We start from the raw sequence: 25,390 nt of genomic DNA on the forward strand, positions 1-25,390 counted from the left end.
GCGTTATGCAGCGATGCAAAAATGGTATGAAGTTAGACGACCTGCGCACTCTGATTGCAATTGCTCAACAAGGAAGTTTCAGAGCTGCAGCCAGTGCGCTAGATATTCCCCCGGCCACCATTAGCAGGCGGTTACAACGGCTGGAAGACACCCTGGGTAGCCAGTTGGTGATCCGTGACAGCCGCAACGTATCCCTGACGCCGTTGGGGCAGAGCTACGTTGAGCGCTGCCAGCCGCTGATTGACGAGCTCGAGACCACCACCAACGAGCTGCACGACAGCAGCCACGCCAATCCGCGCGGCGCACTGCGGATCTCCGCGCCTGTCGGCCTGCTCACCTACCGGCTGATGCCGCTCTTTAACCAGTTTCTGGCCCGCTACCCGGACATCACGCTGTCGCTGAACCACCTGTCAAACCAGCATCACGACTACAGCCCGGAGCAATATGATGTCGTCTTTCGGGTTGGCCAGCAGCCGGACTCCAGTTTCGCCGCGGCCAAAATCGGCGAGTCACAGCGGATCCTGGTCGCCTCACCCCATTACCTGGCCAGCCAGGGGACCCCGGCTCATCCGCAGGATTTAAATCAGCATGCCCGCCTGGCCAGCGTACCAGAATTTGAGTGGGCACTTACCGACAGAAACGTTGCCGCCGATACAGAAACTTATTGGATAAACTCGCCGGTAAGAATGGCCATCGCGGATCTCAACAGCATCAAGCAAGCCGCCATTGACGGGCTGGGTATCGCCTGTCTGCCGAACTATGTAGTGGCCGATGCCTGCGGACAGGGCTTGCTGACAACCATGATGGATAACTGGTACTCGCCACCACGTCCGATTTATATGCTCTATCAGCGGCTGGGGTATGTGCCTGCGCATGTGCGCAGCTTTACCGATTTTATGCGTGATGCTTTAAGTAAGTAACCGCTTACTTTAATTTCATTTTCATCATTATAAAAGCCATTGTTTTTGCAGCAGATGAAACCAAACACTGAATAACACGGTCTGAGAGGGTATAGTAAAAACCTAAACTACCTCAAAATGCAGTATTCACAGTGAGTTTGGGTATAAATCCCTGCAGACGAGTCTGATCTGAATGATGAAACTAAAACACTATTGCGGATTCTCCCGTTTTCTTGCGCTTGTCGCGCTGGCGGGAACGCTACTGGCCAGTGTCACCAGCCTGCCTGTCCGGGCCGAATTTTCCCTACCGGGCTTTTCAGCCAGCAGTACCAACAAGTTTGTGACGGTCGACGAGGCCTTTTCGTTTAACTTCAGCCAGCAAGGCGAGGTGGTATACCTCGACTGGCAAGTAAAACCCGGCTATTACCTGTACCAGCATCAGCTGTCGGTCACCTCCGACAATGCCGAGCTCGGCACCGTCGATATTCCCGCGGGCCAACCCTACCGGGATGAGTTCTTTGGGGATGTCTTTATTTATACCGATCCGCTGACTGTCAGCGTACCGGTGCTGAAAGCCTCCAATGACTCAATACTGACCGTTCGCTACCAGGGCTGCGCCAAGGCCGGATTTTGCTATCCGCCGGAAATCCGTCAGGTCCCCTTGTCGGCGGTAACAGCCGGGGCTTCCCCTACGCCACCAGCTGACACAGGGGCAGAGAGCAAGGTAGCAAACCGCACCAGTAATACAGAAGATACCGCGCAAGTAAGCACTAACATTACTCGCAATACCCCGGCACCGGCCTCAGAGCAGGACAGGCTGGCCAGCGATTTGGCCGAGCAGTGGTGGACGCCGCTGGTATTCCTGGCTCTGGGTATCGGCCTGGCCTTTACCCCGTGCGTATTGCCGATGTATCCGATCCTGACCGGGATTGTGCTGGGGAACGGCCAGCTCAGCCACGGGCGAACCTTCCGTCTGTCATTTACCTATGTCCAGGGCATGGCACTGACCTATACCCTGCTTGGTCTGGTGGTCGCCTCGGCAGGCATGCAATTTCAGGCTGCGCTGCAGCACCCTTATGTCCTGATCGGGCTGAGTGTCATGTTTGTGCTGCTGGCCCTGTCGATGTTTGGGGCCTATACCCTGCAGCTGCCAAGCAGTGTCCAGACCTGGCTCAGCAACCAGAGCAACAAACAGCATGGCGGCAATACCGGTGGCGTATTTGCCATGGGAGCGATTTCCGGCCTGGTCTGCTCTCCCTGCACCACCGCCCCGCTATCCGGAGCCCTGATTTATGTCGCCCAGAGCGGTGACTTGCTAACCGGGGCCATCGCCCTGTATGCACTGGCAATCGGCATGGGGATCCCGCTGATTCTGGCGGCGATGTTCGGCAACAAACTACTGCCTAAGGCCGGCAACTGGATGAACCATGTCAAAGTCTTCTTTGGCTTTGTTCTGCTGGCCGTCCCTGTCTTCCTGCTAGAGCGGATCCTGCCGCATAACCTGGTTCCTTATCTGTGGTCATTACTGGGACTGGCCGCATTCGGCTGGCTGTATCATGTCAAAAACACCCTGGCGGTATCGTGGCGCAGCAGTACCCTGGCAGTCATTGCCATTGTCGGCCTGTTCGCCTCTGCCCAGCCGCTGTACCAGTCACTGACCGGAGGCAATACACCGTCAGTCAGCCAAGAGCCGGTCACCGTTGAATTTGAGCGTGTCAGCACCGTTGACGATCTGAATCTGGCGCTGGCCGAAGCCAAGGCCCAGGGTAAACCGGTGATGCTGGATTTCTATGCCGACTGGTGTGTCGCCTGCAAGGAGTTTGAGAAATACACGTTCCATGATCCGGCCGTAGCGCCCAAGCTGCAGCAATTTATCCTGCTGCAAGCCGACGTCACCAACAGCTCACCGGCAGATATTGAACTGCTCAAAGAGATGGATGTACTCGGCCTGCCGACACTCGATTTCTGGGATGCCAAGGGCAACCGCATCAGCAATGCGCGCCTGACAGGCTTTATGGAAGCCTCACCGTTTCTCAGTCATCTGGACAACCACAAACTTCTCAACTAAATCCGTGGCACCCACGACGAAAAAGAGCACCCCAGGGTGCTCTTTTTATTTTCCAAACCGGATCATTCCTTCTTTCCAGATCAACGCTATCCCATTGATATAATGTGACCAATTTGATGAATCGCTTAATACGCAAGTCATCATTGCTCGACTTGTCGCATAAGAACCGATCCAGCTCAGATCTTGAGTGTTAACAAATTGATCTACGCTATAAGCAGTGATAGCGTAATTAAAAACAATCAGACACGACTGCCATGGACGCTCAGTACACTATTGTTATTGCCGATGACCACCCGCTATTTCGCAATGCTCTGTTTCAGTCAGTGCATATGGCCATAAGCGGGGCCAATCTGCTGGAAGCCGATTCCCTTGATACCCTGCTCTCCCTACTTGAAAAAGAGCCGGACGTAGATCTGTTGCTGCTGGACTTGAAAATGCCCGGCGCCAACGGCATGTCGGGGCTGATCCAGCTCCGCAACCAATACCCGGATCTTCCCGTGGTGGTGATCTCCGCCAGCGAGGAAACCAATGTTATCCGCCAGGTCCGTAGCCACGGCGCATTTGGCTTTATTCCGAAATCCAGTGACATGTGGGCCCTGATAGGCGCCCTGAACCAAGTGCTGGAAGGCGACCCCTACTTCCCGGAAGGACTGGGGGAAGAAGACGAGGAAGTCAACGAGCTGGCCGAGCGTATTGCCACCCTGACACCGCAGCAATACAAGGTATTGTGCATGCTCTCTGACGGTCTGCTCAACAAGCAGATTGCCTATGATCTCAATGTTTCCGAAGCCACCATCAAGGCCCATATGACGGCCATCTTCCGCAAGCTCGGAGTCAAAAACCGAACTCAGGCCGTTATTCTTCTGCAACAGATGGATCTGACCCAGTAGGGTCTTATCCGGTCTGTTTTTTTCAATATGACAGTTAGACCTTTGGCTAACTCAACATTTTCGTAACATCCACATTTTTCTGCACTGGTCACAAAATCGCCGCATTTTCGGCGATTTTGTCGTTTCTGTCTCGACTAAAGTTGCACTGTTTCCTTACCTATTCGTTGCTATTGTCATTACGTAACATTTTATTAACGTGATTTATGACGACGTGAAAGGAGATGACAATGGCGTTTGAATCCAAGGAGCAGGCCCAGGCCTACTGGAAAGAGAACCTCGCAACGATGGGCTCCCTCCTAGCCATCTGGTTCCTCGTATCTTACGGTGCAGGCATTTTATTTGTCGATGCCCTCAACAGTATTCAGCTTGGCGGCTTCAAGCTCGGATTCTGGTTCTCGCAGCAAGGTTCCATATACACCTTTGTTGCCCTGATTTTTGTCTACGTAGTGCGTATGAATGCGCTCGATCGTAAGTTCAACGTACAAGAAGACTAAGAGGTTTAAGCATGGATATCCAAACCTGGACGTTTATTTTAGTAGGTATCACCTTTGCGCTGTATATCGGCATCGCAATCTGGGCCCGCGCCGGCTCAACCAGTGAGTTTTACGTTGCCGGCGGCGGCGTTCACCCGGTAGCCAACGGTATGGCCACCGCCGCTGACTGGATGTCGGCAGCCTCCTTCATCTCAATGGCCGGTATCATCTCTTTTGTCGGCTATGACGGCGGGGTATACCTGATGGGTTGGACCGGTGGTTATGTACTGCTTGCCCTCTGTCTCGCGCCTTACCTGCGCAAGTTCGGCCAGTTCACCGTGCCAGACTTCATTGGCGAGCGTTATTACTCCAAAACTGCACGTATGGTAGCTGTCTTTTGTGCCATCTTCGTTTCTTTTACCTATGTTGCAGGCCAGATGCGTGGGGTTGGCGTGGTATTCGCTCGCTTCCTGGAAGTTGATATCAACATGGGTATCATCATCGGTATGGGTATCGTATTCTTCTACGCGGTATTGGGCGGCATGAAAGGGATCACCTATACCCAGGTTGCCCAGTTCTGCGTGTTGATTTTCGCCTTCCTGGTACCGGCAATCTTCACCTCCATCATGATGACAGGCAACCCGCTACCGCAAATAGGTATGGGCTCGACGCTAACAGGTTCAGAAACCTATGTGCTGGATAAACTTGACGGGTTAACCACAGAACTAGGCTTCACCGCCTACACCGACGGCTCGAAGAGTATGGTTGACGTATTCTTTATCTGTGCCGCGCTAATGGTGGGTACCGCTGGTCTGCCACACGTTATCATCCGTTTCTTCACCGTACCGCGCGTCAAGGATGCCCGTATTTCTGCTGGCTGGGCGCTACTGTTCATCTCTCTGCTATACACCACAGCACCGGCTGTTGCCGCATTTGCCCGCGTCAACATGATTGAGACTATCAATGGTCCGGATATGCAGGGTGTGGCTGCGGCAGAAGCACCGGGCTGGGTTAAGAACTGGGAGAAAACTGGCCTGGTTAACTGGGAAGATAAAAACGGCGATGGCAAGATGTTCTACTCGGGCGATGACCGCAACGAGATGAAGATCAACCGCGACATCATCGTACTGGCAAGTCCTGAGCTAGCTAACCTGCCTAACTGGGTCGTTGCCCTGTTGGCAGCAGGTGGCCTGGCTGCCGCACTATCGACAGCCGCCGGTCTGCTACTGGTTATCTCGACCTCGATTTCCCATGACTTGCTGAAGAAAGGCTTCAAGCCGAATATGACCGACAAACAGGAACTGCTCGCCGCACGGGTGGGTGCTGCCGTCGCTATTGTCGGTGCCGGTTATCTGGGTATCAACCCACCGGGCTTTGTGGCACAGGTGGTAGCCTTCGCCTTCGGACTGGCGGCTGCGTCCTTCTTCCCTGCCATTATCCTGGGTATCTTCTACAAGAAGATGAACAAGGAAGGTGCGATTGCAGGTATGTTGGCCGGTATTGCCTTTACCGCGTCTTACATCATCTACTTCAAGTTCATCAACCCGGCAGCAAATACGCCTGACAACTGGTTCTTCGGTATCAGTCCGGAAGGTATCGGTACGCTGGGTATGTGTCTGAACTTTGTTGTCTCGATTGTTGTGAACAAGTTCACTGCCGAAGTACCGACAGAAGTACAGGATATGGTTGAGTCTATCCGTTATCCGAAAGGCGCCGGTGCCGCACACGATCACTAATACTGCCTGAAGAGTCAGTGGCTAGAGAACAAAAACGGAGCGTGATGCTCCGTTTTTTTATCCGTCTTGATTCGCTGTTATTGCTATTGCTTACCAAGGGGCTACCACAGCCCTTTTTTCTTGACCTTCTGCATACTGGCAATGGGCGTAGTCACATCAGCCCATTTCCCGTACATGCTGGTTTAATAGTGCCCGCAACTTGAGCGGTTTCACCGGCTTGCTAATGAAACTGAAACCATGGCCGCGGATCACCTGCTGGGTTTCTGCCGTCCGGTCGGCACTGATAACCGCGCCACGGAAAGTTTTGCCCAGTCGCAGGCTGCACTGCTGCAGCACCTGCAAGCCCGTCTGCTCGTTAGCCAGGTGATAGTCGCTCAGTACGAAATCTGGCTGCCAATCATCATCAATCTGCTGCATGGCACCCGCCACGGTCTCAGCCAGTCGTACATCGCATCCCCAGCGGGCCAGCAATGTTTCCATACCCAGCAGAATGTCCGGTTCATTGTCGACACAAAGCACTTTGATACCCGCCAGCGGCGCGGTTTTCTCCTCGACAGATGCCGCCTTTTCCACCCGACGAGCAAGCTCGCCACGGCGGACATCGAGACCGAAGACCGTTCCCTGACCGGGCCAGGATCGCAATGACAGCTGATGATCCAGAACCCGGCTGATCCCGCGCGCAATCGCCAGACCGAGGCCAAGGCCATGATCGACTCCGCTCCGCTCGATACGGGTAAATTCATCAAAAATATGGGCCTGCTTCTCTTGGGGGATCCCCGGACCGTTGTCCCAGACCTCGATCGTCAATTGCCCTTGCTTTCTGCGCGCCCCCAGCACCACTTTACCGTTCGGGTTATAGCGGAAGGCATTGGTCAGAAAGTTCTGCAACGCCCGGCGCAGCAACTTGGGATCGGAAATAATCACCGCATTGCTGTTAACCACCTCAAACCGGATACCCTGTTGCTGCGCCAAGGCACCAAACTCGGCACTGAGCGTGCTGAACACATCACTGACCGGAAACGAATGCACATTAACCTGCAGCTTGCCCGCTTCCAGCCGGGAGACATCAAGCAAATCACCAATTAAATCTTCTGCCGCTCCCAGCGCACTCTCGATATGGTGAGCAAGCTTGGTTGTTTCCTCCTCCTTGGCGACTTCTGTCAGAGACGACGAAAACAACCGCGCGGCATTCAGCGGCTGCATGAGGTCGTGGCTGACCGCCGCCAGAAAGCGGCCTTTCGAGTGGGCCTGCTGCTCGGCCTGCTGGGTGGCAGACACCAGCTGGCGGTTAAGCTGCTCAAGTTCCTGGGTACGTTGCCTCACCCGCTCTTCAAGGTTCTCGTTAGCCTCTTTCAGCGCCAGCTCCGCTTGCCGGAACGCGGTGATATCGGTAAAGCTCATCACGAACCCGCCACCGGGCATAGGGTTGCCCTGCACCTCGATAACCTGGCCATCCGGCCTGATCCGTGATGAAGTATGGGCGGTGCCCCGTTTGAGGTGTTCGACACGCTTGGCGACATGCGCCTCCGGATCGCCGGGGCCGCACAGCCCCAGTTGGGCGTTGTGGCGAATCACATCTGCAATAGGACGGCCGACCTGGATCAGCCCCGGCGGGAAAGTAAACATTTCCAGATAGCGCTGGTTCCAGGCCACCAGCCTTAGCTGCTTGTCCACCACCGTTATTCCCTGGCTGATGTGCTCAATCGCTCCCTGCAGCAAACCACGACTAAAATCAAACAGCTCGGAGGCTTCATCAACAATGGTTGCCACTTCTTCCAGCTGCATATTGCGCCCCTGAAGGGCAGAGGTCAGTACCAGACGCGCCGAGGAGGCTCCGAACACCCCGGCCAGCACCCGCTCGGTATGACGGATCAGCGGTGCCGTTGCCTGCTGCTGGGGCAGCAAATCAGCCTGGTGTTGATCGGCAAACTGCTTGAAGGCATGCCGTACCCGCTTGCGCCCGACAAAGCGGGCAGCCAGCATCTCAAGCTCGGCCACAGTCACCCGGGCCTGGTACAGGCTGCCATTATCCGATTCAGGCAACGGCGCCCCGACAAAGGTTGCTGCCTGCATTCGCTCGGTCAGCGATGTCCGGGTCAGCACCGATACTGAAAAATACAATGAAATATTTACGACCAGACTCAGCAGCATACCCCAGTCAACGGCCGATAGCTGGTGCAGTACCGGCCATTGCGGCGGAGTAAGCAACCACAGCAGTAAATTGGTTTCGGCATCACCGGCCAGCATATTGGTCTGGCCCATCATGGTGATCACCCAGATTGCCGAGCCTCCCAGCAACCCGGCATACACACCGTTACGGTTGCCTTCTCGCCAATAAATTCCCCCCAGCAGGGCCGGAGCAAACTGGGCAATGGCCGCAAAAGCCAACAACCCAATTCCGGACAGCGACTGAATCTCATCCAGCACTTGGTGGAAGCCCCAGGCGGCCATTAACAACAACAGGATCAGCGCACGCCGAATATTGAGCAACATGCCAGAGAAGGCACTAAAATTACGGCCAGATACCCGAAGCCGCCGCAGCAGCAAGGGAAGAACCAGGTCATTGGACACCATGATGGCCAGCGCAATGGTCGAGACAATCACCATTCCTGTGGCCGCGGACGTCCCGCCCAAAAAAGCCAGCAGGGCAATGCTCTCTGCGCCTTGCTGCAGCGGCAGATTAATCACATAGGTATCGGCCGAGATATGCGGCAACAGTGCCTGACCGGCCAATGCCAACGGGACAACAAAGACCCCCATTAGCAACAGGTAGAGCGGAAAAACCCAGCGGGCCATATGCAAATCCTGAGCCCGACTGTTTTCCACCACAATGGTATGGAACTGACGTGGCAGACAGATAATCGCCGCCATAGTGAGAATGGTATGGATCAGCAGGCTACCGACATTTGGCGAACTCGGCTGCAGATATTCCTGTTTTACGGCCTGCAGATCGGGCAGCTCAAACATTAGCCCCGCCGCAAAGATCCCCACCACCAGAAAGGCCACCAGCTTGACTATCGACTCGAATGCCACGGCCATCATCATCCCGCGGTGGTGCTCGGTACTATCGATGTGCCGGGTACCGAACAGAACAGTAAAAACCGCCAGTGCCAGCGTTACCATCCAGGCAATATCGGCATCATCAACCCCGCTCTGCTGGCCCAGATCCGGCGCAATTTGCTCCAGTCCCATGGTAATACCACGGAGTTGCAAGGCGATATACGGCAAAATCCCGACCACCGCAATGACCGTCACCAGAACGGCCAGGCCCTGCGACTTGCCGTAGCGGGCAGCAATAAAGTCAGCAATAGAGGTAATGTGCTCGCGTTTGGCGATTAAGATCAGGCGAGCCAGAATACGCCAACCAATGGTGAATACCACTATCGGCGCAAGGTAGATAGGCAGAAATGACCAGATATCCTGACTGGCCTGTCCGACCGTGCCATAGAAGGTCCAAGAAGTGCAGTAGACCGCAATTGAAAGGCTATAAATCCATGCTCGCCAGCCTGCCAGCCATTGCGGCTTTTTATCGCCATACCAGGCGATAAAAAAGAGCAGCCCGAGATACGCCAGCGAGACCGGCACGACAATCCATCCTTGTGCCATGATACGTCCTGATTGTAAATAAGATGTAAGCCCATGGTAACGAATTCACACCCTTCGACTCAATCAAGACGATCACAGCTTTGGCCGAAACGTCATTTTTTCGGCCTAAATCAATAACTTTCAGCTAGCTATTGGTTACATAACGCGACCGTGGCTGAGATTCAATCTTCATCAGCAACACAGGAACACCCATAACGGCCATCAACCAGAACAGATCAGCACCCCAGATCCCGTACAGCCAGCCACTCAGGGCCGTCATCATTGCCATGAAGGCGCCCATCGGCAGGGCATTATACAGCGCCTGCAATGCTACCATCTGGTTGCTCTTGGCTTGCTGGATATAGCGAATCGTTGCCAGGTGGCAGGCTGCAAAAGTCACCCCGTGCAGCGCCTGTGCCATCACCAAGACCGGCAGATCGGTCATGCTGGCTGTCACCCCCCAGCGCAACAACACGCCCAATGCCGCCAGACGGAACATAGCCGAGATACTCCAACCGGCAAATATGCGCTTGCTCAGGGCAAAGACAGCGACCTCGGCAACCACACTGAAACTCCAGAGGTAACCAATGACCGCTTCGCTGTAACCAACTTCTTTCCAGTAAATCGCACTGAAACTGTAATAGGCCGCATGACTGCCCTGCAGCAGGGCAACCGCGCCAAGAAAACGCACTACCTGGCTATCGCGCAGCAGCGCCATCAAGGCCGGACGGGCCTGATCATGCCCGTCTTCCGAAATAGGCAATACGGTCGGCTGGCGCATCGATAGCACCAATGCTGCCACCAGACCCGCCGCGGCCACCCACGGGATCACATCGGGGCTATATTCCGCCGCCAGCAGGCCCACGACCGTTGAGCCGGCGATAAAGGCAATGGAGCCCCATAGCCGGGTACGACCATAGTCTAAATGGCCGTCTTTGGCATAGTGGTTAGCCAGTGCATCTGACAGCGGTACAATAGGCCCAACCAGCATGTTATAGATAACCGTAACAATAGTAAGTGCCCACAAACTACCGCCACAATAGATATACACGACACAGCTTATCAGAGCAGCCAGCGCCAGCCAGCGAAGTGCCGGGATCAAATGCTCTGCCTTATGGATCCGCGGGGTGATCACCAGGTTGGCCAGGCAACGCACGCCAAAACCCAACCCCAGCAACAGCCCTATATTCGAGGCACTCACCTCCAAATGCGCAAGCCACAACGCCCAAAAGGGAAGATACACACCATAATTAAAGAAAAAACCAAGCAGGTATTGCGAGGTCCATCCATAGGGGCTACTACGAAACATGCCAAGTCCTATATGCAGAGAGAAGTACAACGGTTGGCCATTATGCCGAATTCGCTACTGTCTCCCAATGAAATTATCAGACAATTTTACTTCCTCTTTTCCCACTCTAGACTAAAGTCGTCTGGAGCCACCTCCTATCCTGGGCGACACTGATTGCATCAATGCCAAACCCATTTTCCTGTGTGCGCTGCACCCAATTAGTCGGATGGTTGCCATGCCTGATAAGTTTGATACCTCACTGCCCCCCTTTGACTGCCTGAGCTATGAGCAGCAGCTCCTGCTGACAGACGCACTGGATGTTGCCTATTACCGGGTTGGCGATATCATCATTGATGTCGAGGAGCCATGCTCCCAGCTATACATCATCATCAAGGGCAGCGTGGAAGAAACATCGGCAGACGGCAAGGAAATCTTCGCCCACTATACCGCCGACGATATGTTTGATGTTCGCTCGCAGCTCGAACATCACAGCCGCCACCGCTACACGGCACTGGAAGACACCCTGTGCTATTTGCTTCCCAGATCCATTTTTGTCGACCTTTACCGTTCCTGCGAGCAGTTTGCTGCCTACTTCGACGGTAACCTCGCTCGTCGCCAGCAATTGCTCGATGAAGCCCAGAAACAGCAGAACCTGGCCGAGTTTATCCTCACCAAGGTCAGTGACGACAATATTCAACCCTGCATGATTGTGCCGTTCGATACCGATCTCAAATCGGTGACGGAGCAAATGCGCAGCAAGGGTATGGATGCCGCCCTGGTCGAACTCAATACCCTGCCGCAATACGGTATCGTGACCCGGACCAACCTGCTGCATGCCGTGATGCTGGACAACCTGCCAGCCACGACACCGGTCAGCCAGATAGCCACGACACCGGTTATCAGCGTCAACAAGGGTGACTTCCTGTTCAATGCCATGCTGGCCATGACCCGAAACAAGGTGAAACGGGTCCAGGTGCTTGATGGCAGCCAGGTGGCCGGCATGCTGGATCTCACCCAGGTGCTCAGCCTGTTCTCGACCCACTCGCATGTCCTTACTCTGCGCATTGCCCGGGCAGAAACCATCGAGGAACTGGCCATGGCGGCCGGTAGCCAGCACCGGCTGGTCGAAACCCTGTTTAACAACGGGATCCACACCCTGTTTGTGATGGAGCTTATCGCCACGCTCAACGAGCAAATCATCGAGAAAGCGTTCAGGTTGGTAGTGCCAGAGCATATGCATAATCGCTGCTGTTTTATGGTCATGGGCTCGGAGGGTCGCGGTGAGCAAGTGTTAAAAACCGATCAGGACAATGCACTGATCATCCAGGACGGCGTCGACTGGCCGGAGTGCCCGCAGGTCATGGAGCAACTGACCCATACCCTGCACCAGCTCGGCTACCCGTTATGCCCCGGCAAGGTGATGGTCAACAACCGCAAGTGGGTCAAACACCAAAGTGAGTGGTTACATACTATCAGCGAATTTGCCAAGGCCGGAACCGAAGCCACCATGATGGATCTGGCGATTCTGGCCGACAGTCACGCGGTTGCCGGCAACCGTGCCCTGCTAGAGCCCCTGCAAACCCATCTCCACCGGCAGCTGGCCGATCAAGAGCTGCTACTGGCGACCTTTACCCGCCCTGCACTGAAGTTCAGTGTTCCGCTAACGCTATTTGGCAAACTGAAGGCCGGCAAGGAAGGGCTGGATATCAAGCGCGGCGGTATTTTCCCGATTGTTCACGGTATTCGGGCCCTGGCACTGGAACACAACATCGAGGACAACAATACCTTCCAGCGCCTGAGCCTGCTGGAACAGTGCAAGGTACTGGAGCCCTCAACCGCCTCAAACCTGAGCGAGGCGCTGAAGCTGTTTATCAAGCTCCGCCTCAGACAGCAACTCGATCATCAGGCCAACGGCTTGCAGCAACATCTTAATATCAGCTATCTCAGCCGCGCCGAGCGCGATCTGCTTCGCCACAGCCTTCACGTGGTCAAGAAATTCAAAGAGTGGCTGGGCTATCACTATCAGATCAGAGATTAAGGAGCGAGCGCCAAGACACTAGAATCTATAACCTAGAAACTAACGCTGCGGCACTCGATACACGCTATGAATATTTTGCGACGCTGGTGGTACCAACATAAACTCAAGGCCAGCCCCTATCAGGCGCTGTTCGAGAACTATCAGGGCGATGAGCTGGTCTCGCTGGACTGCGAGACCACCAGCCTGGATCCCCATAGTGCCGAGCTGGTCACCATTGCCGCCACCCGGATCAAGGCCAACCGGATCCTCACCAGCCAGTCGATTCACCTGACCCTGCGTGCGCCGGTCAGTCTCGATGCCGACTCAATCGCCATCCACCGGATCCGCCACCAGGACCTTCTGGAAGGGCTTGATGAACGCCAGGCACTTACCGAGTTGCTGGAATTCATCGGCAACCGGCCACTGGTCGGTTACCATATCCGCTATGATAAAACGATCCTCGATCGCTACTATCAACGCCTGTTCGATTTTTCCCTGCCCAACAAAATGGTAGAGGTCAGCCACCTCTACCATGAAAGGCTTGAACGACTGCTGCCCAATGCCTATTACGACCTCAGCCTCGAAGCCATAAGTCGTCACCTGGATCTGCCGGTCTCGGACCGCCACGATGCATTGCAGGATGCCATTACTGCCGCCCTGATTTATGTCCGGCTCAAGCATGGCGACATCCCGACCCTGCGTTCCGCCTGATCCCAGAACTCCCTCCAACACCTTGCGCGGTGCAAGGTTTTTAATGCAAACGTTATGTAACTTATACCTTGCCACAATAAACTCCCAACTCTCATCCTAAAGTCTAATTGTGGCTAGCTGCGATCTATCAGAAGTTAGTAATTACAAAATGAAAAAAATAATCCGGTCCGGTACGGACATTGACGGAACACAAGGAGAAAAGAATGAGTGAGGTTCATATATATCCAGTACACAAGGATATTGCTGCTAACGCCCACGTGACTGACGAGCAATACCGCGAGATGTATCAACAGTCGGTGATCAACCCGGCAGGCTTCTGGCGCGAGCACGGCCAGATTGTTGACTGGATTAAGCCTTTTACCCAGGTCAAGAACACCTCCTTTGACACCGGCCATGTCAGTGTTAAATGGTTTGAAGACGGTACCCTGAACGTGTCCGCCAACTGTCTCGACCGCCACCTGGCTACCCGCGGTGACCAGACCGCGATTATCTGGGAAGGTGACGACCCGTCTGACGATGCCACCCTGACCTACAACGAGCTGTACGAGGAAGTCTGTAAATTTGCCAATGCACTGAAAAGCCAGGGCGTACGCAAGGGTGACGTCGTCTGCCTCTACATGCCGATGGTAGCAGAAGCAGCCGTTGCCATGCTGGCCTGTACCCGCATCGGTGCCGTCCACACTATCGTCTTTGGCGGTTTCTCGCCGGAGGCACTTGCCGGGCGTATTATTGACTCCAATGCCAAGGTCGTCGTGACGGCTGATGAGGGTGTCCGTGGCGGCCGTGCCGTCCCGCTGAAGAAAAATGTCGATGACGCGCTGGCCAATGACGACGTGACCACCGTTGAAAAGGTACTGGTACTCAAGCGTACCGGCGGCGAAGTCGAGTGGGATAACACCCGCGATGTGTGGTGGCACGACGCGACAGCCGTTGCCTCGGCGAACTGCGAACCGGAAGAAATGAACGCCGAAGATCCATTGTTCATCCTTTATACCTCGGGCTCGACCGGCAAACCGAAAGGCGTGCTGCATACCACCGGTGGCTATCTGGTCTATGCGACAATGACCTTCAAGTATGTCTTCGACTACCAGGAAGGCGATGTTTACTGGTGTACGGCTGATGTCGGCTGGATCACCGGTCATAGCTATTTGGTTTATGGCCCGCTGGCCAACGGCGCCACGACCCTGCTGTTTGAAGGCGTGCCGAACTATCCGTCCACCAGCCGTATGAGCGAAGTGGTCGACAAGCACAACGTCAACATCCTCTATACCGCCCCAACGGCAATCCGTGCCCTGATGGCCAAAGGCAACCAGGCCATTGAAGGCACGCACCGTTCTTCGCTGCGCATCATGGGATCGGTCGGTGAGCCGATTAACCCGGAAGCGTGGGAGTGGTATCACCGCACCATCGGCGACAGCCGCTGTCCGATTGTTGATACCTGGTGGCAAACCGAGACCGGCGGGATCCTCATTACCCCGCTACCTGGCGCGACCGAGCTGAAACCGGGATCGGCAACCCGACCTTTCTTCGGTGTCCAGCCCGCCATCGTCGATAACATGGGCAACATCCTTGAGGGGGCGACCGAAGGCAACCTGGTGATGATTGATTCGTGGCCGGGCCAGATGCGCACGCTGTGGGGCGACCATGACCGCTTCGAGCAAACCTATTTCTCCACCTTCCAGGGGATGTACTTCACCGGTGACGGTGCCCGCCGTGACGAAGACGGTTACTACTGGATCACAGGGCGCGTCGATGACGTGCTGAATATCTCCGGCCACCGGATGGGCACCGCGGAAATCGAATCAGCCCTGGTAGCCTTCGACAAGATTGCCGAAGCCGCCATCGTCGGCGTACCGCATGACATCAAGGGGCAGGCCATTTATGCCTACATCACCCTCAACAACGGCGAGGTACCGAGTGCCGAACTGCATAAAGAGGTAAAGGAATGGGTACGTAAAGAAATCGGCCCGATTGCCACTCCGGACTTCCTCCACTGGACCGATGCCCTGCCGAAAACCCGCTCCGGTAAAATTATGCGACGTATTCTGCGCAAGATTGCCACCGGCGACACCGGCACCCTGGGGGATACCTCGACCCTGGCCGATCCGAGCGTGGTCGATAAACTTATCGCCGAGAAACAAAAAGTCCTCTAACCTTTATCTCGGCAACATGATCAAACCGCCTTCGGGCGGTTTTCTCGTCAAATGTCTAAATTTCCAACCAGTTAGCTAGCTTATGCTGCCTGGCCAGCTACACTACCTGGCATCCAGCCCCTATCACTCTCCACGTCGGCATTCCGGAATGTGATAAATGAAACAAGTCCGCAACCAAAAGCGTGGACTCCGCCACAACTTAGATGCGCCGGGCTGAACTCTGCGAACAAACTGTCGTCTAATTCAACAATATCAAGAATACAGCGTACACGTGTCCACATAAAATTGTGGTGATTAGACCAGTATTTTGCTGCGATTTGCGTTGAATTCACTATAATTGCTCACCAAGCATGTTTTGGCAGCAGAATTGAGATACACGGGAAGCAAGGTTGCAGTTACCTGCACGTTGTTAGAGTAAAACCTCAAAAAACAAGTGATATAACGTCAAGATGTCGACCGTTCAACGAATTTTACTTATCAATGGACCTAACCTGAACTTATTAGGTCTCAGAGAGCCCGGCCACTACGGCCAGCAGACACTGGCTCAAATAGTTACGAGTTTAACTGCCAAAGCAACCGAACTGGGCGTAGAGCTAGGCCACATTCAATCTAATGCCGAGCATGAGTTGATTGATGCTATCCATAATGCCCATGGCAAGGTGGACTTTATCATTATCAACCCGGCCGCTTTCACGCACACCAGCGTAGCGATCCGCGATGCCCTGCTCGGGGTCCAGATCCCGTTTATTGAAGTGCATCTGTCTAACGTCCATGCCCGAGAGCCGTTCCGCCACCATTCCTATCTGTCCGATAAGGCAGTCGGTGTGATTTGTGGTCTCGGCCCGGACGGATATGAATTCGCCCTGAATGCAGCGGTTCGACGCCTGCATTCAGACAGCTAAATGAACAACATAAAGAGAAAGATAAATGGATATTCGTAAGATCAAGAAGCTAATCGAACTGGTAGAAGAGTCTGGTATCTCGGAGCTTGAGATTTCTGAAGGCGAAGAGTCTGTACGCATTAGCCGTAACTCCCCAGTAGCCACTGTTGCCGCGCCAGCTCAAGTTGTTGCCGCAGCACCAGCTGCGCCTGTTGCCGCACCGGCAGCCGCTCCTGCAGCAGCCGAAGCGCCTGCAGCACCAGCTGCACCTAAAGGCCACCAGGTTCTTTCTCCAATGGTAGGTACTTTCTACCGTGCCCCTAGCCCTGAAGCAAAAGCATTTGTTGAAGTCGGCCAGAGCGTCAATGTTGGCGATACACTATGTATCGTTGAAGCGATGAAGATGATGAACCAAATCGAAGCTGATCAGGCGGGTACTGTGGTTGCGATTCTTGCTGAAGACGGCGATGCAATCGAGTTTGATCAGCCACTAGTTATCATCGAGTAACCGGGGCGCCCTATGTTAGATAAATTAGTTATCGCCAACCGAGGCGAAATTGCGTTACGTATATTACGTGCGTGTAAAGAGCTAGGGATCAAAACCGTCGCGGTTCACTCAACGGCTGACCGCGATCTCAAGCACGTTCTTCTGGCTGATGAGTCCGTCTGTATCGGTCCTGCCAGAGGGACTGACAGCTACCTGAACATTCCGCGCATTATCAGTGCGGCAGAAATCACCGGCGCGGTGGCTATCCACCCGGGTTACGGCTTCCTGTCCGAGAATGCTGATTTTGCCGAGCAGGTTGAGCGTTCCGGCTTTATTTTTGTTGGCCCGAAAGCGGAAACTATCCGCATGATGGGTGACAAGGTTTCTGCGATCAACGCAATGAAAAAAGCCGGTGTTCCTTGTGTTCCTGGTTCTGACGGCCCGCTGGATGATGACGAAATCAAGAACAAGTCATTTGCCAAGCGTATCGGCTACCCGGTGATCATCAAGGCATCCGGTGGCGGCGGCGGTCGTGGTATGCGCGTTGTACGCACCGAGGCCGAGCTGTCCGAGGCGATTGCCATGACCCGTGCCGAAGCCAAAGCGTGTTTCGGCAATGACATGGTATACATGGAGAAGTACCTGGAAAACCCTCGTCACATTGAGGTCCAGGTTCTGGCCGATGGTCAGGGCAATGCTATCCACCTGGGCGAGCGTGACTGTTCAATGCAGCGTCGCCACCAGAAAGTGGTGGAAGAAGCGCCGGCACCGGGTATCACCGAAGAGATGCGCAAGTACATCGGTGAGCGCTGTACGCGTGCATGTATCGAGATCGACTACCGCGGCGCGGGCACCTTCGAGTTCCTGTACGAGAACGGCGAGTTCTACTTCATCGAAATGAACACCCGTATCCAGGTAGAGCACCCAGTGACCGAGATGGTTACCGGTGTCGACCTGATCAAAGAGCAGCTGCGTATTGCTGCCGGCCAGCCACTGTCGTTCAGCCAGAGCGACATCCAGGTTCGTGGCCATGCTGTTGAATGTCGTATCAATGCCGAAGACCCAGAGCGCTTCCTGCCTTGTCCGGGCAAGATTGAACGTTTCCACGCACCGGGTGGCATGGGGATCCGTTGGGAATCTCACATCTACACCGGCTACTCGGTACCACCACACTACGATTCAATGATTGGCAAGCTGATTGCCTTCGGCGAAAACCGTGACGTGGCGATCTCGCGCATGCGCAACGCGCTTGGCGAGGCAATCATCGACGGTATCAAGACCAATATTCCTCTGCAGCAGGACATCATGGCAGACGAAAACTTCCAACATGGTGGCGCTAACATCCACTATCTTGAGAAGAAACTAGGTCTACAGTAGTAATTGCTCACTGTATGATATAAAGGCTGCCAGACTGGCAGCCTTTTTTATGCCCGCTTCACTCCCACCAACACCAATTTGATCTGCTTTCTGGCACTGCTGCTTTTCTTTTGCCACAATACCCCACCTTTATTTGTATGAACAATGCTCACTCTCAGTATTATCAACCTCTTCTCTGAGTAGTGTTGCTAATTGACTGGAGACTTCGGCATGAAGACGCTCTCTGCTCGCTACCGCCAGGCCCATAAGGAAGCCAAATGGGCAATCGGCTTAGCTCTGGCCTACTTCCTCTGGTGGTATTGCTCGGCCTACGCGTTCGCACCAAGCAACGTACACGAGACCTTACCGCAGCTGTATTGGGGCTTTCCGCTCTGGTTCCTGCTTGCCTGCATTATCGGCCCGGTGATCTTTACCCTGCTATGTGGCTTGATGGTGAAGTACGTCTACCGGGATATGTCTCTGGATTTCGACAAGGACACCCCGGATGAATAGTCAGCTACTAATTCCACTTATCCTCTATTTGGCAGCCGTATTCGGCCTGGCCCTGTTTACCCGCCGACACCACAAGCGTGGCAAGGGCTTCCTCAATGAATATCTGGTCGGCAACCGCAGCATGGGCGGCTTCGTACTGGCCATGACACTGGCAGCCACCTATGCCAGCGCCAGCTCCTTTATCGGTGGCCCGGGCGCAGCCTACAAGATGGGACTGGGCTGGGTCTTGCTGGCCATGATCCAGTTGCCTGCCGCCTGGCTTACGCTGGGGGTACTCGGCAAAAAATTTGCTATCGAGGCCCGCCGCCACAATGCCCTGACCCTCAATGATATTCTCTATGCCCGCTACAAGAACCGGGCCGTCGTTATCTTCGCCTCACTGGCCCTGCTGCTGGCCTTCTTTGGCACCATGGTGGTGCAGTTTGTCGGCGGTGCCCGCCTGCTGCAAACCGTCACCGGGTTATCTTACTCCCACGGCCTGATGCTGTTTGCCGTGACGGTCGGCCTGTATACCACTATCGGCGGCTTTCGTGCCGTGGTGATGACAGACACCGTTCAGGGCGTCATGATGATCATCGGTACCATCGCCCTGCTGGTCGGCATCGTGCACGCCGGTGGCAGCATCGGCGAACTGGTAACCGAGCTGCATCATATCGACCCCGAGCTGGTCACGCCGTTTGGGCCGGATAATTTCCTCTCCCAGCCCTTTATGCTCAGTTTCTGGGTGCTGGTCTGTTTCGGGGTGATCGGCCTGCCACATGCGGCGGTGCGCTGTATGTCGTACAAAGACAGCAGCTCGCTGCACAAGGGCATGGTGATCAGCACGGCCATGGTCGCGTTCCTGATGCTGGGCATGCACCTCGCCGGTGCGCTTGGCCGCGCCATCGTGCCCGATATTGCCACCCCGGATCAGATCATGCCGACTCTGATGATGACCGTACTGCCTCCTGTCATCGCCGGGATCTTCCTGGCCGGGCCGATGGCCGCGATTATGTCGACCATCGACTCGCAGCTGATCCAGGCCTCGGCAACGCTGCTCAAGGATCTGTACCTCAACTACATCAACCCTAAAGCCGCCGAGGGACCGGAAGCCGAGTCCCGCCTGCCGAAACTATCGCTATGGGTAACCGGTATTTTCTCGGCCCTGGTCTTTGTCGCCGCCACCAACCCGCCGGACATGATTATCTGGCTCAACCTGCTGGCCTTCGGCGGTATGCAGGCAGTGTTCCTGTGGCCACTGGTTCTCGGGCTGTACTGGAAAAAAGCCTCTGCCACCGGGGCGTTCGCCTCGATGGTAACCGGCCTTGGCTGCTACATCGGCCTGTCGCTGGTCAAGCCGGATCTGGGGGGGATGCACGCTATCGTCCCGACGCTGGCCCTTAGCCTAGTCACCTTTGTCCTCGGCAGCCTGGCCAAACCCGTTTCGGCACCTAGTCCGCAACATCAGCTCTGAACCTTACACTTTACCCGCAAGATAGCACCATTTGGTGCTATCTTTTTCCGGACTAACCCCACAGGACACGTAGCCGCAGACCGACGAAGTAGATGCGGGCTGACTAAATTTTATGCTAGACTCCGCGTCCTTGAACCGTAGCCAAACATTAAAGCGAATTAACCCATGCCTTGGATTCAAATCAAACTGAACGCAACAGCTGAAAATGCTGAAGCTATTGGCGATATGCTGATGGAAGAAACTGGCGCCCTGTCCGTGACATTCCTCGATGCGCAAGACACACCGGTATTCGAGCCGCTACCCGGTGAAACCCGCCTCTGGGGTGATACCGATGTGATTGGCTTGTATGATGCAGAAGCTGACATGGATTTCGTGCTCAGCATGCTGAAAAACAGCCCGCTGATTGCCGAAGACTTCGCCTATAAAGTTGAACAGCTGGAAGACAAGGACTGGGAGCGTGAGTGGATGGAAAACTTCCACCCAATGCGTTTCGGCCGTCGCCTGTGGATCTGCCCGAGCTGGCGTGAAGCCCCGGAGCCGGATGCGGTGAATGTCTTACTGGATCCGGGACTGGCCTTTGGTACCGGTACCCACCCGACCACCTCCCTATGTCTGGAGTGGCTCGACGGCCAGGATCTCACTGGCAAAACCGTTATCGACTTCGGCTGTGGCTCGGGTATCTTGGCTATTGCTGCCATCAAGCTGGGTGCGGCCAAAGTGATCGGTATCGATATTGACCCGCAGGCTATTCTTGCTTCGCGTGACAACGCTGAGCGCAATGGCGTTTCCGACCAGCTTGAGCTGTACCTGCCAAAAGATCAGCCAGAAAATATTCAGGCTGATGTCGTCGTTGCCAACATTCTTGCCGGTCCGCTACGAGAGCTTTCGCCAGTGATCAAAAGCCTGGTGAAGACTGGCGGCGATCTAGCCATCTCAGGCGTACTGGAAAGCCAGGCTGAGGATGTTGCTTCCTACTACAGCGATGAGCTGAACCTGGACCCGATCACGGCCCGTGAAGAATGGTGCCGAATTGCGGGCCGCAAGGCCTAATCGTCGAATATTTAAGACAAATTTATTGTGCAAGAAATAGCCAATCGATTGAAAAACATGCAGTTTTGCAAATCAAAAACTAAATGCTCAATTATTGGCCTTTTCAGAAAGGGAAAAAATGCGTAAAATGCGCGCCCTTACTGGCACAGTCAGGAACAGACGTTTGAAGATCGGTCCATATCAACTTAAAAACCAGCTGATAGTCGCGCCAATGGCGGGTGTGACCGATCGGCCATTTCGTGAACTATGCCTGCGCTACGGGGCAGGAATGGCTGTAAGCGAGATGATGTCTTCAAATCCAGATCTATGGAAAACGTCTAAGTCCCAGAACCGGATGGTTCACGAAGGCGAATCGGGCATCCGCTCGGTTCAGATTGCCGGTGCCGATCCGAAGCTAATGGCTGAAGCGGCACAATTCAGTGTTGAGAACGGTGCGCAAATCATCGATATCAACATGGGCTGTCCGGCCAAGAAGGTCAACAAGCGGCTTGCCGGTTCGGCACTGCTGCAATATCCCGATCTGATCGAAGAGATTCTTCGGACCGTGGTGGATGCCGTTGACGTTCCTGTAACGCTGAAAACGCGTACGGGCTGGGATCTTGATAACCGTAACTGTGTCTCTATCGCACAGCTTGCCGAGCAGTGTGGCATTCAGGCGCTGGCCCTTCACGGCCGCACCAAGGCTTGCATGTACAAAGGCGAGGCAGAATACGACTACATCAAAGCAGCGAAAAAAGCAGTGTCTATCCCGGTGATCGCTAACGGTGATATCGACTCTCCGGAAAAGGCGCGCTTCGTACTGGATTATACCGGTGCCGATGCTTTGATGATTGGCCGACCTGCACAGGGACGGCCGTGGATTTTCCAGGAAATCCACCATTACTTAACAACTGGCGAACACCTGCCTGCTCCGTCCATGGATGAAGTGGGTGGCATTATGCTGGGCCATGTTCAGGAGCTTCACCGTTTCTACGGGGAGTATTTAGGATTACGCATCGCACGTAAACACGTGTCTTGGTACCTAAAGGAACATGCCCCTGCTGGTGATTTTCGCCGGACCTTCAACGCTATCGAAGATGCCCAACAGCAACTCGATGCGCTGCAAGGCTACTTCGAAAACGTTGCATAAATACTAGAAGAGCTTACAGAATATGTTCGAACAAAATCTGACTTCCGAAGCATTAACAGTGACAACTGTAACTTCACAGGACCAAATCACACAGAAGCCACTACGTGACTCTGTCAAAGCGTCGCTTAAAAACTACCTTGCTCAGTTAAACGGTCAGGAAGTCGATGATCTGTACGAGCTAGTACTTGCTGAAGTTGAACAGCCGCTACTAGACACCATCATGCAGTACACCCGCGGCAACCAGACGCGCGCAGCCACTATGATGGGTATCAACCGCGGTACACTTCGCAAGAAGCTGAAAAAATACGGCATGAACTAATAGCTTTTCACTAAGCTTATGTTTATTAAGGCTTTGCCTTCATTGGCAAGGCCTTTTATTTATTTGAAACCCACAACACAACCCACCAGCAGAAAATCACCCACAAAAATCACCCACAAAATAAATCATGTGACGAACCTATCTGTTAACCCTCTCCTACAGTAGCCTTTGAGTTCCACTTCTTCGCTGCGGCACTTTTCGTGTGATTGAGCAGTAGTCAGACAAGTGCTTTTCTACGCAAGTACAGTAGTCCTTCAAGTAAAAACACGATGTAAGTAACTCATGAACATCAACCACAGTAGTGATCAAAAAAAGTGATCATAAAAGTGATCACTATTTCGTAATTGGAGGTACATACCTTTCTGTACTTTTACCGTTAGTGTATTGTTTAATAAGTGTTTTTGTCACATTGACTATAAGGCTATATCAAATAAAAGTGATCACCTGTTCCGTTTCGAAAATAGACAAGTAGCGAAGGTGAAAAGAAATTATCGTGATTTGTGCCAATTTCGCCCCCAAACTAAGCACTCATCATGCTGTTCACAACAACATCAGCGATGACAAATAGGAAGAGCAAATGTCTAACGAAAGGAAAAACACAGAGAGACCAACATCAATCCATGGACACACGGATGATGGTGAATTTTACTGTCTGTACCTGGGACACAAAAACTCCCCAACTTCTCCAACGAAGTGGAAGAGGTACTGGCATAATTTCAAAAACTGGATACTACAAAAGCCTATGGTATGAACAGCTACCAACACGTTAAAGCCCTTTACCCATGTGTGTACTAGCTCCGAGAATTCATTCACCTTTTCATCATTACGTTTTTTCTCAATTATACAAAAGCTTACGCATGTATATGGAAAAGCATCTTTCACCCATTCTTTCACTACTAACCAACGGGTAAATGTCACTAAGGTGAATGACACCCTTTTTCACCAACTCTTTCACCATCCTTAACCTATTGATACTAAATACTTTAGTGAAGCAGTAAATATGGTGAATGGATTTTCTGTAATCAGTAACAGTTCAAACTAACCAGACCCTCGTCGAGCATAGCAGCAATACTTTCTTACGACCCACAGTTCTTCCTATTAAGAATGAGGCTTTCTATTGCCCATACCAGCAGCTTTCACAGCAACTGCCACCCCAAACTCCGCAGTTACTACTTAAATCGTCGCTACGGGAACCAGAGGGGGCTTAAAGGGCAGAATAAGTCTGATACTACCTCTTTAAAAATAGTGTGACTTTTAACTACCAAGCTCACAGCATATTCATATAAAACATGTAGCATTGTGTGATATACGATCCCAATTTGTTGAACACGACGTTAGGCATTTTGGAATGTTTGACTCAGTTTATAAGGAAAATAAATGTACACAGCTAATGTATATAAGGTATTCCTAGCGTCACCAAGTGATGTAGCAAAAGAGAGGCAAATTGCTCGTGAAGTAATTCAGAAATGGAATGATCTTCACTCAGAAGAAACAGGAATTGTGCTTCAAGCCATTGGCTGGGAAACTCATTCATACTCAGCAATGGGGGACAGAGCTCAAGGCGTTCTGAATAAACAAATTCTGCAAGACGCAGATTTTTTAGTTGGGATGTTCTGGACACGGATTGGAACACCAACCGGTGACCATGAAAGTGGAACTTTGGAAGAAATAAGAGAACACATAAACAAAGGCAAACCAGCAATGATCTGCTTCTCTGACCAACCAGTCCAAATGGGTTCGGTAGATCAAGAACAATATCAGAAATTGATGGCGTTTAAGGATGAGTGCTATCAGAAAGGTCTAGTGTCATCCTACGAAACACTAGATGCTTTCAGCAATATTATCAACGAAGCTCTAGTACGAAGAGCTAATAAACAAGATCCATTTGTGGGTTTCCAACGTGAAGAGTCCATAATTATCGACCCATTCGGTGGTTATCCTGAGATCTCTAAACCTCAGTTAAGCGCTGAAGCGCGTGAATTGCTAATTGAAGCATCGAATGATAGCCATGGAGACATAATGAAGGTCGCTTACTTGGGTGGTTCTTCAATACAAACTAACGGCAAGCAAATATTACAAAATGACTCTGCCAGAGAAATAGCAAGATGGGACGCGGCTCTAAATAGCCTAATAAATGAAGGGTATGTTGAGCCTGTAGGTCATAAGGGACAAGTATTTAGAATTACACATGCTGGCTATGAATATGCTGACATTCTAAAAAATGCCTAACAAATAAGGATAAGTGTCGCGCAGCCGACACTTTATCAAGACCATCAAGGTGATGCGTTACACTCGGCATTTTTGCGTATTCCGGCGATTGTGATCTAGGATTCCGTTTTTTTTCGATCACCTTTTTACCCTCTTTTTCTCTACCCTTATTTT

General features: G+C 53.1%; 20 protein-coding genes. 17 read left to right on the forward strand and 3 right to left on the reverse strand.

Going from position 1 to position 25,390, the window contains the following annotated elements; translation table 11 throughout:
- Positions 1-5: 5 nt before the first annotated feature.
- The 5 genes from BIT28_RS27730 (at position 6) to BIT28_RS27750 (ending at position 6,066) form a co-directional block, all read left to right on the forward strand.
- Complete coding sequence (locus BIT28_RS27730; RefSeq protein WP_083652200.1) at positions 6-920, forward strand: LysR family transcriptional regulator; 915 nt, start codon at positions 6-8, stop codon at positions 918-920.
- A gap of 172 nt (positions 921-1,092) precedes the next feature.
- Positions 1,093-2,967, forward strand: coding sequence for a protein-disulfide reductase DsbD (locus BIT28_RS27735; protein WP_075768206.1), 1,875 nt, complete (start codon positions 1,093-1,095; stop codon positions 2,965-2,967).
- Between the two features lie 254 nt (positions 2,968-3,221).
- Positions 3,222-3,857 carry a response regulator transcription factor gene (locus BIT28_RS27740; RefSeq protein WP_075768207.1) on the forward strand — a complete coding sequence of 212 codons (636 nt, stop codon included), beginning with the start codon at positions 3,222-3,224 and terminating at the stop codon, positions 3,855-3,857.
- Between the two features lie 227 nt (positions 3,858-4,084).
- The gene (locus BIT28_RS27745) at positions 4,085-4,351 is read left to right on the forward strand and encodes a DUF4212 domain-containing protein (protein WP_075768208.1); all 267 of its coding nucleotides are present in this window, start codon (positions 4,085-4,087) and stop codon (positions 4,349-4,351) included.
- 11 nt (positions 4,352-4,362) lie between these two features.
- Positions 4,363-6,066 (forward strand): sodium:solute symporter family protein, encoded by a 1,704-nt coding sequence (locus BIT28_RS27750; RefSeq protein WP_075768209.1) that lies wholly within the window; start codon positions 4,363-4,365, stop codon positions 6,064-6,066.
- A gap of 156 nt (positions 6,067-6,222) precedes the next feature.
- Here BIT28_RS27750 and BIT28_RS27755 read toward each other — a convergent pair whose 3' ends face one another.
- Complete coding sequence (locus BIT28_RS27755) at positions 6,223-9,672, reverse strand: hybrid sensor histidine kinase/response regulator (protein ID WP_075768210.1); 3,450 nt, start codon at positions 9,670-9,672, stop codon at positions 6,223-6,225.
- 124 nt (positions 9,673-9,796) lie between these two features.
- Positions 9,797-10,960: a 3-phenylpropionate MFS transporter gene (locus BIT28_RS27760; protein ID WP_075768211.1), complete on the reverse strand. Its 1,164-nt coding sequence runs from the start codon at positions 10,958-10,960 to the stop codon at positions 9,797-9,799.
- Positions 10,961-11,174: 214 nt separating this feature from the next.
- On the opposite strand from BIT28_RS27760, the gene BIT28_RS27765 reads away from it, so the two are divergent.
- The 6 genes from BIT28_RS27765 to accC all read left to right on the forward strand — a co-directional run bounded on the left by BIT28_RS27765 (position 11,175) and on the right by accC (position 18,565).
- Positions 11,175-12,977, forward strand: a complete 1,803-nt coding sequence (locus tag BIT28_RS27765) for a DUF294 nucleotidyltransferase-like domain-containing protein (protein ID WP_075768212.1) — start codon at positions 11,175-11,177, stop codon at positions 12,975-12,977.
- A 66-nt stretch (positions 12,978-13,043) separates the two neighbouring features.
- On the forward strand, positions 13,044-13,667 hold the full coding sequence (locus BIT28_RS27770; RefSeq protein WP_075768213.1) for a 3'-5' exonuclease: 624 nt from the start codon (positions 13,044-13,046) through the stop codon (positions 13,665-13,667).
- Positions 13,668-13,870: 203 nt separating this feature from the next.
- The gene (acs, locus tag BIT28_RS27775) at positions 13,871-15,820 is read left to right on the forward strand and encodes an acetate--CoA ligase (RefSeq protein ID WP_075768214.1); all 1,950 of its coding nucleotides are present in this window, start codon (positions 13,871-13,873) and stop codon (positions 15,818-15,820) included.
- Positions 15,821-16,269: 449 nt separating this feature from the next.
- Positions 16,270-16,722 (forward strand): type II 3-dehydroquinate dehydratase, encoded by a 453-nt coding sequence (gene aroQ / locus BIT28_RS27780; RefSeq protein ID WP_075768215.1) that lies wholly within the window; start codon positions 16,270-16,272, stop codon positions 16,720-16,722.
- Positions 16,723-16,747: 25 nt separating this feature from the next.
- Positions 16,748-17,209, forward strand: coding sequence for an acetyl-CoA carboxylase biotin carboxyl carrier protein (accB, locus tag BIT28_RS27785; protein ID WP_075768216.1), 462 nt, complete (start codon positions 16,748-16,750; stop codon positions 17,207-17,209).
- 12 nt (positions 17,210-17,221) lie between these two features.
- A complete protein-coding gene (accC, locus tag BIT28_RS27790; protein WP_075768217.1) occupies positions 17,222-18,565 on the forward strand; it encodes an acetyl-CoA carboxylase biotin carboxylase subunit in 1,344 nt (447 codons plus the stop codon).
- Here the strand turns inward: accC and BIT28_RS30250 are convergent.
- Entirely contained in the window at positions 18,557-18,682 is a 126-nt protein-coding gene (locus BIT28_RS30250; protein WP_281251619.1) for a hypothetical protein, read from the reverse strand. The genes accC and BIT28_RS30250 overlap by 9 nt on opposite strands.
- Positions 18,683-18,775: 93 nt before the next feature.
- Between BIT28_RS30250 and BIT28_RS27795 the strand changes: the two genes are divergently transcribed.
- From BIT28_RS27795 to BIT28_RS27820, 6 genes are all read left to right on the forward strand, one after another.
- Entirely contained in the window at positions 18,776-19,057 is a 282-nt protein-coding gene (locus BIT28_RS27795; RefSeq protein WP_075768218.1) for a YhdT family protein, read from the forward strand.
- A complete protein-coding gene (panF, locus tag BIT28_RS27800) occupies positions 19,050-20,510 on the forward strand; it encodes a sodium/pantothenate symporter (RefSeq protein ID WP_075768219.1) in 1,461 nt (486 codons plus the stop codon). The genes BIT28_RS27795 and panF overlap by 8 nt, the downstream gene beginning before the upstream one ends.
- A gap of 165 nt (positions 20,511-20,675) precedes the next feature.
- Complete coding sequence (prmA, locus tag BIT28_RS27805) at positions 20,676-21,560, forward strand: 50S ribosomal protein L11 methyltransferase (protein ID WP_075768220.1); 885 nt, start codon at positions 20,676-20,678, stop codon at positions 21,558-21,560.
- 163 nt (positions 21,561-21,723) lie between these two features.
- Entirely contained in the window at positions 21,724-22,689 is a 966-nt protein-coding gene (dusB, locus tag BIT28_RS27810; protein ID WP_075768221.1) for a tRNA dihydrouridine synthase DusB, read from the forward strand.
- A 22-nt stretch (positions 22,690-22,711) separates the two neighbouring features.
- Entirely contained in the window at positions 22,712-23,008 is a 297-nt protein-coding gene (fis, locus tag BIT28_RS27815) for a DNA-binding transcriptional regulator Fis (protein ID WP_005372656.1), read from the forward strand.
- A gap of 1,377 nt (positions 23,009-24,385) precedes the next feature.
- Positions 24,386-25,237: a hypothetical protein gene (locus BIT28_RS27820; protein ID WP_075768222.1), complete on the forward strand. Its 852-nt coding sequence runs from the start codon at positions 24,386-24,388 to the stop codon at positions 25,235-25,237.
- Positions 25,238-25,390: the final 153 nt, after the last annotated feature.

Origin of the sequence: Photobacterium proteolyticum, assembly GCF_001939735.1 — a bacterium.
Taxonomy (GTDB): domain Bacteria; phylum Pseudomonadota; class Gammaproteobacteria; order Enterobacterales; family Vibrionaceae; genus Photobacterium; species Photobacterium proteolyticum.

What these genes read in the sequence shown, in the direction of transcription:
- BIT28_RS27730 (WP_083652200.1), top strand. Translation starts at nt 6, where the DNA reads ATGCAGCGATGCAAAAATGGTATGAAGTTAGACGACCTGCGCACTCTG.
- BIT28_RS27735 (WP_075768206.1), top strand. Translation starts at nt 1,093, where the DNA reads ATGATGAAACTAAAACACTATTGCGGATTCTCCCGTTTTCTTGCGCTT.
- BIT28_RS27740 (WP_075768207.1), top strand. Translation starts at nt 3,222, where the DNA reads ATGGACGCTCAGTACACTATTGTTATTGCCGATGACCACCCGCTATTT.
- BIT28_RS27745 (WP_075768208.1), top strand. Translation starts at nt 4,085, where the DNA reads ATGGCGTTTGAATCCAAGGAGCAGGCCCAGGCCTACTGGAAAGAGAAC.
- BIT28_RS27750 (WP_075768209.1), top strand. Translation starts at nt 4,363, where the DNA reads ATGGATATCCAAACCTGGACGTTTATTTTAGTAGGTATCACCTTTGCG.
- BIT28_RS27755 (WP_075768210.1), bottom strand. Translation starts at nt 9,672, where the DNA reads ATGGCACAAGGATGGATTGTCGTGCCGGTCTCGCTGGCGTATCTCGGG.
- BIT28_RS27760 (WP_075768211.1), bottom strand. Translation starts at nt 10,960, where the DNA reads ATGTTTCGTAGTAGCCCCTATGGATGGACCTCGCAATACCTGCTTGGT.
- BIT28_RS27765 (WP_075768212.1), top strand. Translation starts at nt 11,175, where the DNA reads ATGCCTGATAAGTTTGATACCTCACTGCCCCCCTTTGACTGCCTGAGC.
- BIT28_RS27770 (WP_075768213.1), top strand. Translation starts at nt 13,044, where the DNA reads ATGAATATTTTGCGACGCTGGTGGTACCAACATAAACTCAAGGCCAGC.
- acs (WP_075768214.1), top strand. Translation starts at nt 13,871, where the DNA reads ATGAGTGAGGTTCATATATATCCAGTACACAAGGATATTGCTGCTAAC.
- aroQ (WP_075768215.1), top strand. Translation starts at nt 16,270, where the DNA reads ATGTCGACCGTTCAACGAATTTTACTTATCAATGGACCTAACCTGAAC.
- accB (WP_075768216.1), top strand. Translation starts at nt 16,748, where the DNA reads ATGGATATTCGTAAGATCAAGAAGCTAATCGAACTGGTAGAAGAGTCT.
- accC (WP_075768217.1), top strand. Translation starts at nt 17,222, where the DNA reads ATGTTAGATAAATTAGTTATCGCCAACCGAGGCGAAATTGCGTTACGT.
- BIT28_RS27795 (WP_075768218.1), top strand. Translation starts at nt 18,776, where the DNA reads ATGAAGACGCTCTCTGCTCGCTACCGCCAGGCCCATAAGGAAGCCAAA.
- panF (WP_075768219.1), top strand. Translation starts at nt 19,050, where the DNA reads ATGAATAGTCAGCTACTAATTCCACTTATCCTCTATTTGGCAGCCGTA.
- prmA (WP_075768220.1), top strand. Translation starts at nt 20,676, where the DNA reads ATGCCTTGGATTCAAATCAAACTGAACGCAACAGCTGAAAATGCTGAA.
- fis (WP_005372656.1), top strand. Translation starts at nt 22,712, where the DNA reads ATGTTCGAACAAAATCTGACTTCCGAAGCATTAACAGTGACAACTGTA.
- BIT28_RS27820 (WP_075768222.1), top strand. Translation starts at nt 24,386, where the DNA reads ATGTACACAGCTAATGTATATAAGGTATTCCTAGCGTCACCAAGTGAT.